This is a genomic window from Bacillus gobiensis (genome assembly GCF_001278705.1).
In the GTDB taxonomy this organism is placed as follows: Bacteria; Bacillota; Bacilli; order Bacillales; family Bacillaceae; genus Bacillus; species Bacillus gobiensis.
The window spans coordinates 3,441,404-3,453,497 of sequence record NZ_CP012600.1; the positions used below are offsets into that span (position 1 = coordinate 3,441,404).

Sequence of the window (12,094 nt, forward strand, 5' to 3'; positions counted from 1 at the left end):
CAAGTGCAACGAAAGAAATTCATTAAATTCATCCTTATCAAGCGAAATGGCCAATAGATAAACCGAACATTCGTTCCTAGTATTTTTGCGGAATATTAAAAAGAGCAATCTTAAAAGACCACTCTTCTATAGAAACCTCATTTACTTATGATAAGGCTCCCCCCGAATAATCCGAAACCCACGATACACCTGCTCCACCAAAACCAGTCTCATCAACTGATGCGGAAACGTCATTTTAGAAAACGACAGCTTCTCATCCGCCCGCTTCAATACTTCGTCACTCAAGCCGAGAGATCCGCCAATAACGAAGCTGACTTTGCTCTTTCCGTAAGTTGCAAGCTTATCTATCGTATCAGCGAATTCCTCTGAGGTTTTCATTTTCCCTTCAATAGCGAGGGCGATGACGTGGTCGTCCGGGTTGATTTTGGCGAGGATTCGTTCGCCTTCTTTTTCTTTTACGATTCTCATGTCCTGTTCGCTTAAGTTTTCAGGGGCTTTTTCGTCGGGGAGTTCAATGATGTCCACCTTTGCATAGGCGGATAGGCGTTTGATGTATTCATCGATTCCTTGTTTCAAGTATTTTTCTTTTAGTTTTCCTACGGTAATTATGGTGATTTTCATTGCTCGTCGCTCCTGCATTTGTAGTTATTTCTTATGATTCATTATATCCTACGGCTCTCTAAAACCAAATAACCCCATAAAGTATGGTGATCACAATTATTCCAATTAAAAAAGGACTGCCTGGCAGCCCAAACATTTACCGCAGCAACAAATAAGCAAAAAAGGTCAAGAAAACCAAGATCATGCAAACAGTCAAAAACACTACAATCACATGCGAGGATTCAAAGGTTTGCTCATTGATCTGCTTCCGTTTGCGGAGATAGCTGATCGTTGAAAAAATTAATGTAAAAATTCCTAAGACGATCGATAAATATCCGATTGCCGTAACGATCTTATCTGCCCAATCACTCACTTCAGAAGCAGGGTTAAAATGAAGGTTCGTAACCAAGAAACCTACTCCGCCAATGGCGATCGCCGTCCTGATCCAAGCCAGATAAGTTCGTTCATTTGCAAGATGCTGCTGTATGTATTTCGACTCGACGGTTGCCATTTTTCGTCTCCCTTCACATGGTGTATGGAGCAAACTCTCCTGTACCTATAATTTTACAACACTTATTTAATTAAGAAAAACGCTACAGGAGTTTGCACGCACAGGATTACTCTTTCAAATGGATTTCCTTATTTAAATAATTATAGAGTATTAAAAATATCCTAATCCTGCTAAAAGTACCGGTCCAACAAGTCCTCCTGTTCCAAAAGCTTTTATCCCTATCGAAACGTTTTTCCTTCAACATTCATCCCAAGTCCCTATTTTGAATGACAATATTATATTTATGAAACCGGTTGACACATGATACAGGTTGACATATCATACTAATTGAAAGCGCTTTAATTGATAGCTTAGCAGTCTAAAGAAACCCTAGGTGTTTTATCCACAATTAAGGAGGAGAGCATGTGAAAAAAAATTATCGTTTAGGAGCCTTTGTTACCACTGTGACATTAGTGGCTGGTTTGTTCTCGTACCCAACGAGTTCGATAGCCAATGATTCCAGAGAAGTAAAAGGATTAGGGGAATTACCCGGAGTTCAATTGAATACTAACCGTCATTATTATAATGAGATTTATCGCCCTCAATTCCACTTCACTCCCGAACAGAATTGGATGAATGATCCTAACGGATTGGTTTATTATAAGGGAGAGTATCACCTTTTCTATCAATACAACCCTAAGGGAAACACATGGGGAAATATGAGTTGGGGACATGCTGTTAGTAAGGACCTTTTACATTGGGAACACCTCGATGTGGCTTTGAAACCGGATGAATTAGGGATGATTTTTTCAGGCAGTATGGTTGTAGATAAACATAATACTAGTGGACTCTTTAAAAAAGGTTCAGGCGGATTAGTCGCAATTTTCACTCATGCAGGGGATACGCAGCAACAGAGTATTGCCTATAGTGAGGATAACGGACGGACATGGAAGAAATATAAAGGAAATCCCGTTATTAAAAATCCGGGGATTGCAGATTTTCGTGATCCAAAGGTCTTCTGGCATGAGGATACAAAACAGTGGGTCATGGTCGTAGCAGCTGGTAATCGCATACAAATATATTCATCATCAAATTTGAAGGAATGGGAATATAAGAGTGAATTTGGTGAAGGAATGGGTGCTCATGGAGGTGTCTGGGAATGCCCTGATCTATTTGAAATACCTGTAGACGGTAATCCAAACCATACAAAATGGGTATTGGGCGTAGATATTAACCCAGGTGCAGTTGCAGGTGGTTCTGGTGGACAATATTTTATAGGGGATTTTGATGGGAAAACCTTCAAAACTAAGCAAGAGCCAAAAGAGATTAACTGGGTGGATTATGGAAAGGATTTCTATGCTAGTCAATCTTGGGACAATATGAATCAGCGACGAGTATGGATAGCTTGGATGAATAATTGGAATTATGCTGAAAAAATCCCTACATCTCCTTGGCGCAGTGCTATGTCCATACCGCGAGAAGTGGGGCTAAAAAAGACAGATAATGGTGAGATCCTGCTCACTCAGAAACCAATACATGAGATAAAGAAAATTAGGGATAAAAAATTTGAATTTAAAAACCGTAAGATTCAATCGGAGAATATCAAAATTCCAAAGATAAGTGGACAGACACAGGAGATTGTAGCTGAGTTTGAATTAGGTTCAGCAGATGAGTTTGGCTTTTATGTTCGAAAAGGACACGGGGAGTTCACAAAAGTCGGATATGATGCAAAGAAGAGAGAACTATTTGTTGATCGGAGAAAATCTGGACGAACTGACTTCAGTGAAGACTTCGCCGGTGTTTATACAGCCCCATTAGATTCAGAGGACAATAAAATTAAGATGCATATTTTCATTGATCGTTCTTCCGTTGAAGTTTTTGGAAACGATGGTGAAAGGGTTCTGACCAATCAAATTTTCCCTGACCCTAGTAGTGATGGATTAGAGATCTATTCAAAAGATGGAGATGTTAAGATAACTTCTTTGGATGTATACAAATTAGGTAGCACTTGGGATAAATAGATAAAGTTATAAAATACACGTGTCAGAATTGGCACTTGTACTATAATGGACCTCCTTAGGATCTGGTAAAAAAGAAGCCTTCGCTCTTATTGAGCAAAGGCTTTTTGACGAGTTTTGGGGGACTCAATTATACAATTAAAAAAACAATCCTTTGCCCGAACTTTTTCTTATGTTTATTTGCCCATCATGAAAAATAAAAAAAGTGTTGAGGCTTTTATCAATGTGCTTCATTAAAAGGTATCAGTAGATTGCACTCAGACCAATTTCATTGAGAGGCTGCCGCCTTAAGCATCTACTTTACGATAAGTTAACCCGTATGAAGGACTTTTTTCTGGCTTTCTTACGCCTTTTTGGCCTTCACAACCTCTATGAAGGACTTTTCCCTGGCTTTCTGACTTCTTTTTGGCCTACAGAATTCATAGCCTTCTAGCTCAGCTTCAAAATGATAATACTCATTTACTGCTTGATCAACACCGTATTCGATCCTTACTGGTTAACTTAGCATCTTTTAGCGCTTGTTCCACATTGTCATATCTAGATAGATACATTACTTTTCCATTTTCTATTCTCATGTGGGAAGAGACATCAGCTTCTCCTTTTATATTTCCTTCTTCGTCCTTCCAAACTCCGTGCTGTTCGAAAAAACTGCATTGCCCTTCGCATACATATTATTAGTGCTTAGCGTCAGTCCAGCCCGCTTCCCGCTTGATCCATTCAATTAATAGCTGATGGCCTGATCCAGAGCCTTTTGGGGCGGCTTATTGTGTCAAGAAAACTCACACGGTACGCCTGGTTTTCCACTTACTAAAAGTATGAATAAATTATTTGTAAAAGATTAAAAAAAAGGTGGATAAACCATTTCAGAAGCTGTTATAATCCATACGTGATAATTTGATTGTAAAGGTGGCTAACATGGGGAAATCATCTTGCAGATACGTTGTAAATGCTGTCGGTAAGTGTGGAGAAACTTACTACACTCACTGTCAGGACAAACAAGAGCTAAAAAAATGGATTGCTGACCATCAAGAGAAGATAATTATGGATGAGTTGAGGATTAACGATAAATTTAAAAATCCCCTCATGAAATTATTCAATCTTAAAAATAAATAAATGCAAAAGACGCCGATATGCCGGCGTCTTTTTTGGTATTTGCCCCTTATTCATTGTTACCTACCCACTTTAACGCCCATTTGTCCATTTCCTTCAAAACATTTTGGAAATCCTCGCCTTTTTCTGTCAATGAATATTCTACGGTTACTGGTATCGTTGGGAAAACCTGCCGGTGGACAAAGCCATTTTGTTCTGTTCTAATTGGCGCAGTGTGTTTGTGAGAGACTGCGGCCTGATGATTTCGATCTTTTTTTGTAGTTGATTGTATCGTATTGGTCCTTGAGCCAGCTCCGCAATTACCGGAAAGGACCACTTCGAGCCAATAATCTGTAAGACTTGACAAATATTTGAACAAATTTTTTCGTTTTCTTCAAAAGAGCTTTCCAAAATGACACCTCCCAACAAAAGTTAGTTTATCAAATAAATCTTATGTATGAGTAATTCAATCATGTTTACGTATTTAACTCCATTTTTTGAAACTATCCTTCATTTAAATACTTCTGGTGTCGGTCTCATGATGCTTGTATTAGGAGTGGTTGGAGTAATCGGCTCACGCTTGGATGGATCAGGTGTCGATGCTTGGGGAACTGTCCGCATGATTTCTCTTAGTTTTTTAGTTTCATTTGGTGCTCTTGCTTTTCTGCCTATGTTTACGGCAATACTGCCTATTGGATTGGTTTTATTAACGATTTGGATGATGTTTATCTTTATGGCGGCTCCTGGTATTAATTCGTACTTTATTCAACAAGCACCTCAGTCAAGCAATTTCATACTTGGTTTGAACACATCGATTATACATTTAGGAATGGCTATTGGTGCAGGTTTAGGGGGAATTCTTGTGAATTCGGCATCCACAGTCCTTTATCATCCATGGGCAGCGAGCAGTACGATAGCTTTGGGGTTGGCTGCGGCCATTGTCTCTTTCTCGATACGAAAAAGGAATTATTCTGAAACGGCATAGCAAACGGGCTGTTTTTCCTTTTGGAAATACAGCCTGATTTTCCTCCATATTAATAAAACGCTTACATTTTTTGCTGCAAATTTTTAGGAATAGATGGTTGATCTTTATTAATTATTCCTATTTTTTCTTTCCTAACCGTTAAAAGCTGAATACTTGTAAGGATTAACATCAAGGCAAGAAAAGCAATACCAAAAACCACACTCCCTGTGGCATCATTTAAAATCCCTATCATATAAGGACCAATAAACCCACCAAAGTTACCTACTGAATTGACAATACCAATACCAACAACAGCTGCTTCCGCTGTTATCATAGATGAAGCGAAAGCCCAATAGGGACCAGAAAAACTATACAAACCGGCTGTGGTTACACAAATTAAAATGACAGAAACAATAGGATGAGGCGAAATCAACACTCCTATTAAACCTAGCGATCCGAGTAGAGGCCCTATCGCTGAGTGATACTTTCTCTCCCCCGTCCGATCGGAATTTCTTCCTACTAATACCATAGTAATTGCACCACATAAAAACGGAATCATGGTGACAAATCCTAAGGTTGCGTCTGTAAAAAGTTCTGATAGTGATTGGATGATGCGCGGCATCCAGAAACTGATACCATATAATCCTATAACAAAGGTGAGATTGATAAAAGTAAATCTCCAGACAACCTTGTTCTTAAAAACTTCTTTCATTGAAAGACTATTAACCTTAATTTTACTTTCCTTTTCCTTATTTAATTCCGAGTTTAACCATCCTTTTTCTTCCGATGTTAACCATTTTGCTTTTTCCGGTTTATCAATTAAATAGAAAAAGGTGATAATACCTAACACAACTGCTGGCAAGCCTGCTAAAATAAAAAGCCATCGCCAACCTGGCATACCCGCCCAATGGATATTTTCTACGATCCAGGTTGATAAAGGGGCACCTAAAGCATTAGCAATTGGCGGAGCTGTCATGAATAGTGCGACAACCTTTGCACGTTCTTTTTGTCTGAACCAAAAAGTAATATACAAGATCATCCCGGGAAAAAAACCTGCTTCCGCAACCCCTAATAAAAATCGAAGAATAAGAAGATGAGTAGCACTTTCAACCCACGCAGTTATAACGGTTACAATCCCCCAAGTAACTAGGATACGGCCAATCCATTTTCTCGCCCCGAACTTATTTAGCAATAGATTACTAGGGATTTCAAATAGAAAATATCCGATAAAAAATATCCCTGAGAGCAGACCGAACGTACTGGCAGTTAATTGTAATGCCTCATCCATTCCGCCCATTGAAGAGTAGGTAATACTTACCCGATCTAGAAATGCAACTAAATAAGCAATGAACATGTATGGAACAATTCGTAATGTTACTTTCCTTATCGTCCTCTTTTCAAGTGATAAGACTGCCATCTTTTCTCTCCTCCTTCTTTTAATCCGTTATAACTGGCATTCTGTTTATATTTGGATCAGTAAAAATGTCGTTTTCATCTGTGCTTGTTGAAGAAAATTCTGAAACAATAGCGCCGTCTTTCCCAGCTTGGAACCAGTGCGGTGTATTCGGTTGAATCGTGTATTGTTCTCCAGGATGCAACGTGATTTCATGCCAAACTGTTAAATACAAATTATAATTAGCGGGAATTACGGAATGCGGGTTTTCTGTTTTAGGTCCCGGCACATATAAGTAAACAAGACCTTGCCTGCATCGGAATGTCTCTTCTTTCCCTTTTTCATTATTTACAGGCGGGTGTAAATGCTCCGGACACGTTTGGAAAGGAAGTAATATCAGTTCTTTTGCACAATAGCGATTCGTATTGATATAGGTAATTAACTGTAATCCAAGCTCGCGAATACGACCTAAACCAAAATCGGCAATTTCTAGTGACTCGGTTTCACTAGGAGAAAGAACAATACCAGCTTTGTTAAGTAAATCCATGCATTCATGCTTTATTGATTCATACTCTTTTCGGCTCACCATGAATGTAACCCCTTTCATTTCGATTGTGATCATTGTATCTCGGAGGTATTGGCTATGGCTATATCTGAAACACATATATGATTGTCTAAAATTCAGGTTTTTAAAATTTAGGATGTAACATATGAATTTTGTTTAAAATGACATGAATTTTCGATATGGATGAATAAAAGCGTTTCCATTAAACTGAATGTACTGATTCTATTAACTTTTACTTGGAGGTCATAACATGGTAACAAAAATGACAGTTCCACCTATGCAATTAGTTGAAAAAGATGGACCTGGAACACAAATGTGTGCGGTTATGGAGGATCTCGGTTCAATTTCAGTCAAACGTGCATTAATACCTGAACCTGCAGAAGATGAAGTTCGAATCAAAGTGAAATGGGTTGGTATTTGCGGCAGCGATCTTGAAGTTTATCGAGGAGCACGAGAACCAGAATTTCTGACTTATCCTACTCGTTTAGGTCATGAAGTGGCTGGCATCATTGATAAGATTGGTAAAAATGTGATCGGATTAAGAGAAGGCGATCACGTTTCCCTGCGTTATGTCTGGGGTGCATTTGCCGAGTATGTATGCTGCAGTCCATTTGCTGTGAAAGTATTGCCAAAGGATTTCCCTCTTATTGAAGGATCACTTATAGAGGTATTGCCTCCTCTTATTCACACTGCTGAAAGAGCAGAGATTTCTCCTCATAAGAATGTGCTTATCATGGGGCAAGGTGTAAGCGGTCTTGCCATGACACAAATGATTAGACTTTATAGTCCTAAAAATCTTGTTACAACAGATCTTTTTGATGAAAAATTGGAACTATCAAAAAAATATGGAGCCACTCACACTTATAAATTGCCAGCTGCAGACACAAGAACGATGGATATTGTTGGCAAGGACTTTCCAGATGGATTTGATGTCGTTATCCCGTGTCTGCTTGAAGGATCGGGCATGGTAGATGCTATTGATGCTGCAGCGCAAAATGGACGGATTGTCATGTATGGTTGTATTGGAACGAGCCACAAGCCTATTGATTTTTTTAAAATTCATAAAAAAAGATTGGACATCTTATCGACTGAGCCGAAGCGTGATATCGATAATCGAAGGTTTTTTGAAGAAGGGTTGAGGTTAGTAACTGACGGACTTGTAAATACCAAAGAGACAATTACTCATATCTTCCCGTTGGAGAAGATTGAAGAAGCATTTAAGCTCCGGAATGACCGAAGTGGTGATGTCATTCACGTCATCATTGATTGTGATGTAAATGCTTCACAGAATGAGTAAGGCGGCTTATCATGGAGAATCGGGATTGTTTTTATTGCAGTAAAGATCAAGCATTGGAGAGTTTAATGATAGAAATCACAAAGTTAAATGTATCAACTCTCTACTTAAATAAGGATCAGACGCATAAAGGAAGATGCATTATCGCATTTGATCGTCATGTGAGAGAACTCTTTCAGCTAAAACAGGAAGAACGATATTACTTTATAGAGGATATCTCAAATGTAGCAAAGGTGCTAGATCAGCTTTTTCATCCAGATAAGATCAACTTTGCTATTTACGGTGATCTAGTATCACATTTGCATATTCATGTTGTACCCAAGGTAAAAGATTCACCTGAATGGGGTGAGGCGTTTGTTAATTCTCCTAAATCGAAAAAATATCTGTCACAAAAAAATTACGATGATCTTATTCACGAAATAAAAATTGGTTTAAAACAGGGGGGAATTTTAAACGGATTAACATAATCATGAAGCCTCTGTAACTCAACACTACAGAGGCTTTTTTTATAGAAAGAAATGCAAGCCCTTTCATATAGGTGTTTTATTTGAAATTAATGGCTGAGTATCGAGTGTGAAATCTTGTTCTAAAACAATATCTTTGCCTACCACCTTTCTCATCTGCTCTCTTAATTTAGTTGGAGATTTGCCAAAACGATCGCAGCATAACCTTGAAAAATATGGTGCTGTCAAACCGATGAAATCTGCAATTTCAGATATGGTATGGGTTGTAAATTCCAAATATTCTTTTGCCTTATCCAAACGAAGAGCTTGCAAATATTGCATTGGTGTAGTTCCTGTATTTTTTTTAAATAATTCGATAAGGTAGTGGGGATGAAAACCAAAATAATCGGCCATTTCTTCAAGACTCATTTTTGTATGCATATGCTTCTCGAGATATTGTACCATAGGATAGCCTTTATCCGTGTTGATCAAAGGAACATTAATAGTGTTTTCAACATATTGAGAAAGGTTTTCTTGTAATATCCCTAATAAGGCACTCTTAAACCCGACATCAATTCTAAATGGAAGCAAGGCATTTGCATCGTCAAGTTTTAAAATTGAAAGTTTAAATAATTCCTTAAATGGAGTAATATCCTTCATCTGATAAATATTAATTACATTATTTTCCTGGATAAATTGAATGATGTCTTTGCTCAGAGTAAATTTAAAATCAATGGTAATCGTATTTTTTGTAAAATAAAACGAATGATTATAGCCTTGTTTGAATATATAACAACGATTTGCTAAGACGTTATATTTTTCGTTTCCAATTTCTATGAGCCCTTCTCCATCAATTACCAAGAGAAGCTGGAAAAAATCATGACTATGTTGTTTCACCCCACTATTCTTAGAATAATCAATTCTAGATACCCATAAAACTTGGCATTGACTATCTCTCAATCCCATAAATTTCAACTTCCTCTCTGAGGATATGTATTGAAATTGTAGCATATTTATTAGTGACTAAAGAGAATATTCATCCAAAGGGTAGGACGATCTTGTTCAACGTGATGAACATGTACTTTTTTCCAGTCATCAATAGATGGAGAGGCTATTGCTTTATAAAGATGGTGAATCGAACGGTCAATCTGTTACCGCACCAATCGTTGGAATTGGTTGAAGCCAAAACGGCTATGCCAATGGCAGTAGTCATAACATTTTGTAGTTTCGCAGCACTTTATGCTTTTGGATGTAAGTAAGAAAGGTTGAACATTCATAAAGGGGTCTCGCAAATGGTCGTGTTCAGCAATACCAGGCAGGATTTCGAGCTATAAAACCGAAGTATATTATCCTTGATAAAAAATAAACTCAGATGAACGTGCAATATTAATAAAATGTAAAAATACGAACTGCCCCCACTTCGCTTTGAAGTGGGGGCTATGTATGTTTTTCTTTCCAATTTGTCGAAAAACATTAACCTTATATGAAGAAAATTTACAATATCAACATATCATCCCCACCTTAAGAACAAGTTATCCCTATGTTTTGTCCACAGGTGTGGATAAAATGTCTGTATCTTGTAGGCGATCATTCGTTCCCCACTAAATATACAGCGGGTTTGTTGCATAATTCACAGGTTGTGGATAAACTGTGTGTAGTTTTGATTTTTCTGATTTCTGGTGCGAGTTCTTCCTCGTCTACATACATATCAATCACTGTTTCTATATGTTCTTCGCAGCTTTTCATAAAAAAAATCCTCCTCAAAATTTGTGGAAAAGTAGAGATTTTTCTGTGAACAATTCACAGGTGCATAACTTTTTTGCCATGTTACATTTTATCCACATGTTATCCAGAGTACAACTATTCTTCCTATCTTGTTGTGGATTTGTTACAAATAGATATGGGGTGTTCATAACTTTGTTTACATAGTCGGCATTTTTTATTAGGTTTGGTTTTTATTTGTATCCTTCTCTATATTTTTATCCAGGTAATCCGCTTTGTTGCAATTGAAATTGACAAGCATTCTTGAAACGACGAGATCGTCCAGGAGCTGAAAAAAATTACCGAAAGGCTCGCGCGGTTAGAAAAAAAGAATGAAACAAACGTTTCATTGATCAAACGCAGGCAAGGATGCTTAAGGTTCAGCATCCTTGTTCCTTTATTCGGTCACAATGATCTTTCCTGCCATCCCCTGAGCGGGATATGATTCTTGTATTCCACCAACACAGTAAACCTCCACTTTAGCCCCCTCGGAGATTTCCGTAAACTCGATCTCTTTTTCTGCTTGCCCGATGATTTCCGTATTGTCATCAACAGAAATCACAAACTTATCGGATTCCTTCTCTCCTTCAACAAAAATAGAACCGATGTGATCATTCTGTGAAGAGGTTCCTCCCGGGTCATCACTTGAAACTCTTTGTTCAGGATCTATGTCCTGCTTCTCACCCTCAGGGATATTGCCTGTCTGCTTATGATGATTTACTTCTGTAACTTTGCCCTGAATGCATGCTTGTTCTTCCTCGGGAATGCTCCCCTGATTTGTGCCGCAGCCAGTGAGCGCCATGGCTATAATGCTTATCGCGAAAACAATTCGTTTCATGGTTATCTCCCCTCAATTGATTATTCGGGCTTAAACAATCCCGCCGCACGAAAAGGCCCAAGAATGTTCATTCGTGATAAAGTTAAAGACATGTCCCGCGGCGATTGAACCAAGCCGCCGTCTAACCATTGCTGGATCACTCCGATATATGCAGAGGTGACGTATGAAATTAAATATTCCTCAGGAACCAGTGTGTCCTCTTCTTTATGCTCTACGATTTTTTGCAGCATATTTTTTTTCATCATTTCTTTAATTTTCACTTGAAAACCGGGGTTTCCTTTTGGACCTAAAATTACCTTGATAAAATCAGCGTTCTCTTCAATGTATTCAAAAAGCTTCATAATGAAGGGCAACGGTTCTTTAAAGTCGCTGTTTAATATTTCAATCGGATTGATTTTCCCTGCAATCTTTTGAATATCTTCGATTTCTTGCAGAATCTCAGCTTCACTCCGCTCCAGCAAATCATGTTTATCCCGGTAATGTAAATAAAACGTGCCGCGATTAATGTCTGCTTTTTGCGTCAAATCTCTAACGGTGATCCTCTCGAAGCCTTTTTCCTCCATTAATTTCGTAAAGGCGTCGCGAATCAATCGCTTCGTTCGAATACTTCGTCTGTCGTTTGTTTGCTTCTCCATATTT

Annotated in this window: 13 protein-coding genes and 1 pseudogene; 5 read left to right on the forward strand and 9 right to left on the reverse strand. The window is 38.2% G+C overall.

Features of this window, described 5'->3' with window-relative positions; genetic code table 11:
• Positions 1-141: 141 nt before the first annotated feature.
• A complete protein-coding gene (gene rlmH, locus AM592_RS17225; RefSeq protein ID WP_053604945.1) occupies positions 142-621 on the reverse strand; it encodes a 23S rRNA (pseudouridine(1915)-N(3))-methyltransferase RlmH in 480 nt (159 codons plus the stop codon).
• A 136-nt stretch (positions 622-757) separates the two neighbouring features.
• Positions 758-1,111 carry a YidH family protein gene (locus AM592_RS17230; protein ID WP_053604946.1) on the reverse strand — a complete coding sequence of 118 codons (354 nt, stop codon included), beginning with the start codon at positions 1,109-1,111 and terminating at the stop codon, positions 758-760.
• 404 nt (positions 1,112-1,515) lie between these two features.
• On the opposite strand from AM592_RS17230, the gene AM592_RS17235 reads away from it, so the two are divergent.
• Together AM592_RS17235 and AM592_RS17240 are read left to right on the forward strand one after the other, a co-directional pair.
• Positions 1,516-3,111, forward strand: a complete 1,596-nt coding sequence (locus AM592_RS17235) for a glycoside hydrolase family 32 protein (protein ID WP_053604947.1) — start codon at positions 1,516-1,518, stop codon at positions 3,109-3,111.
• Between the two features lie 912 nt (positions 3,112-4,023).
• Positions 4,024-4,221: a hypothetical protein gene (locus tag AM592_RS17240; protein WP_053604948.1), complete on the forward strand. Its 198-nt coding sequence runs from the start codon at positions 4,024-4,026 to the stop codon at positions 4,219-4,221.
• A gap of 46 nt (positions 4,222-4,267) precedes the next feature.
• On the opposite strand, the pseudogene AM592_RS17245 reads toward AM592_RS17240, so the two are convergent.
• Positions 4,268-4,608, reverse strand: a pseudogene (locus AM592_RS17245) (winged helix-turn-helix transcriptional regulator).
• 61 nt (positions 4,609-4,669) lie between these two features.
• Here AM592_RS17245 and AM592_RS17250 point away from each other — a divergent pair.
• Entirely contained in the window at positions 4,670-5,182 is a 513-nt protein-coding gene (locus AM592_RS17250; RefSeq protein ID WP_053604949.1) for an MFS transporter, read from the forward strand.
• A gap of 61 nt (positions 5,183-5,243) precedes the next feature.
• Here AM592_RS17250 and AM592_RS17255 read toward each other — a convergent pair whose 3' ends face one another.
• Both AM592_RS17255 and AM592_RS17260 read right to left on the reverse strand, forming a co-directional pair.
• A complete protein-coding gene (locus AM592_RS17255) occupies positions 5,244-6,578 on the reverse strand; it encodes an MFS transporter (protein WP_053604950.1) in 1,335 nt (444 codons plus the stop codon).
• Between the two features lie 19 nt (positions 6,579-6,597).
• Positions 6,598-7,143, reverse strand: a complete 546-nt coding sequence (locus AM592_RS17260; protein ID WP_098945257.1) for a D-lyxose/D-mannose family sugar isomerase — start codon at positions 7,141-7,143, stop codon at positions 6,598-6,600.
• Between the two features lie 226 nt (positions 7,144-7,369).
• On the opposite strand from AM592_RS17260, the gene AM592_RS17265 reads away from it, so the two are divergent.
• Together AM592_RS17265 and AM592_RS17270 are read left to right on the forward strand one after the other, a co-directional pair.
• Complete coding sequence (locus AM592_RS17265; protein ID WP_053604951.1) at positions 7,370-8,416, forward strand: zinc-dependent alcohol dehydrogenase; 1,047 nt, start codon at positions 7,370-7,372, stop codon at positions 8,414-8,416.
• A gap of 11 nt (positions 8,417-8,427) precedes the next feature.
• Positions 8,428-8,880, forward strand: coding sequence for an HIT family protein (locus AM592_RS17270; protein ID WP_053604952.1), 453 nt, complete (start codon positions 8,428-8,430; stop codon positions 8,878-8,880).
• A gap of 63 nt (positions 8,881-8,943) precedes the next feature.
• On the opposite strand, the gene AM592_RS17275 is transcribed toward AM592_RS17270, so the two are convergent.
• The 4 genes from AM592_RS17275 to AM592_RS17285 all read right to left on the reverse strand — a co-directional run bounded on the left by AM592_RS17275 (position 8,944) and on the right by AM592_RS17285 (position 12,090).
• Complete coding sequence (locus AM592_RS17275) at positions 8,944-9,822, reverse strand: helix-turn-helix domain-containing protein (RefSeq protein WP_053604953.1); 879 nt, start codon at positions 9,820-9,822, stop codon at positions 8,944-8,946.
• 621 nt (positions 9,823-10,443) lie between these two features.
• Complete coding sequence (locus tag AM592_RS23510) at positions 10,444-10,602, reverse strand: CxxH/CxxC protein (protein WP_082364153.1); 159 nt, start codon at positions 10,600-10,602, stop codon at positions 10,444-10,446.
• Between the two features lie 412 nt (positions 10,603-11,014).
• The gene (locus AM592_RS17280; protein WP_053604954.1) at positions 11,015-11,455 is read right to left on the reverse strand and encodes a DUF3221 domain-containing protein; all 441 of its coding nucleotides are present in this window, start codon (positions 11,453-11,455) and stop codon (positions 11,015-11,017) included.
• A 20-nt stretch (positions 11,456-11,475) separates the two neighbouring features.
• Positions 11,476-12,090: a TetR/AcrR family transcriptional regulator gene (locus tag AM592_RS17285; protein WP_053604955.1), complete on the reverse strand. Its 615-nt coding sequence runs from the start codon at positions 12,088-12,090 to the stop codon at positions 11,476-11,478.
• Between the last annotated feature and the right edge of the window lie 4 nt (positions 12,091-12,094).

Bases quoted from the DNA above. Each gene is read 5' to 3' on its own strand.
- rlmH (WP_053604945.1), bottom strand. From the start codon at position 621: ATGAAAATCACCATAATTACCGTAGGAAAACTAAAAGAAAAATACTTG.
- AM592_RS17270 (WP_053604952.1), top strand. From the start codon at position 8,428: ATGGAGAATCGGGATTGTTTTTATTGCAGTAAAGATCAAGCATTGGAG.
- AM592_RS17255 (WP_053604950.1), bottom strand. From the start codon at position 6,578: ATGGCAGTCTTATCACTTGAAAAGAGGACGATAAGGAAAGTAACATTA.
- AM592_RS17230 (WP_053604946.1), bottom strand. From the start codon at position 1,111: ATGGCAACCGTCGAGTCGAAATACATACAGCAGCATCTTGCAAATGAA.
- AM592_RS17250 (WP_053604949.1), top strand. From the start codon at position 4,670: ATGTTTACGTATTTAACTCCATTTTTTGAAACTATCCTTCATTTAAAT.
- AM592_RS17265 (WP_053604951.1), top strand. From the start codon at position 7,370: ATGGTAACAAAAATGACAGTTCCACCTATGCAATTAGTTGAAAAAGAT.
- AM592_RS17260 (WP_098945257.1), bottom strand. From the start codon at position 7,143: ATGGTGAGCCGAAAAGAGTATGAATCAATAAAGCATGAATGCATGGAT.
- AM592_RS17285 (WP_053604955.1), bottom strand. From the start codon at position 12,090: ATGGAGAAGCAAACAAACGACAGACGAAGTATTCGAACGAAGCGATTG.
- AM592_RS17280 (WP_053604954.1), bottom strand. From the start codon at position 11,455: ATGAAACGAATTGTTTTCGCGATAAGCATTATAGCCATGGCGCTCACT.
- AM592_RS17275 (WP_053604953.1), bottom strand. From the start codon at position 9,822: ATGGGATTGAGAGATAGTCAATGCCAAGTTTTATGGGTATCTAGAATT.
- AM592_RS23510 (WP_082364153.1), bottom strand. From the start codon at position 10,602: ATGAAAAGCTGCGAAGAACATATAGAAACAGTGATTGATATGTATGTA.
- AM592_RS17240 (WP_053604948.1), top strand. From the start codon at position 4,024: ATGGGGAAATCATCTTGCAGATACGTTGTAAATGCTGTCGGTAAGTGT.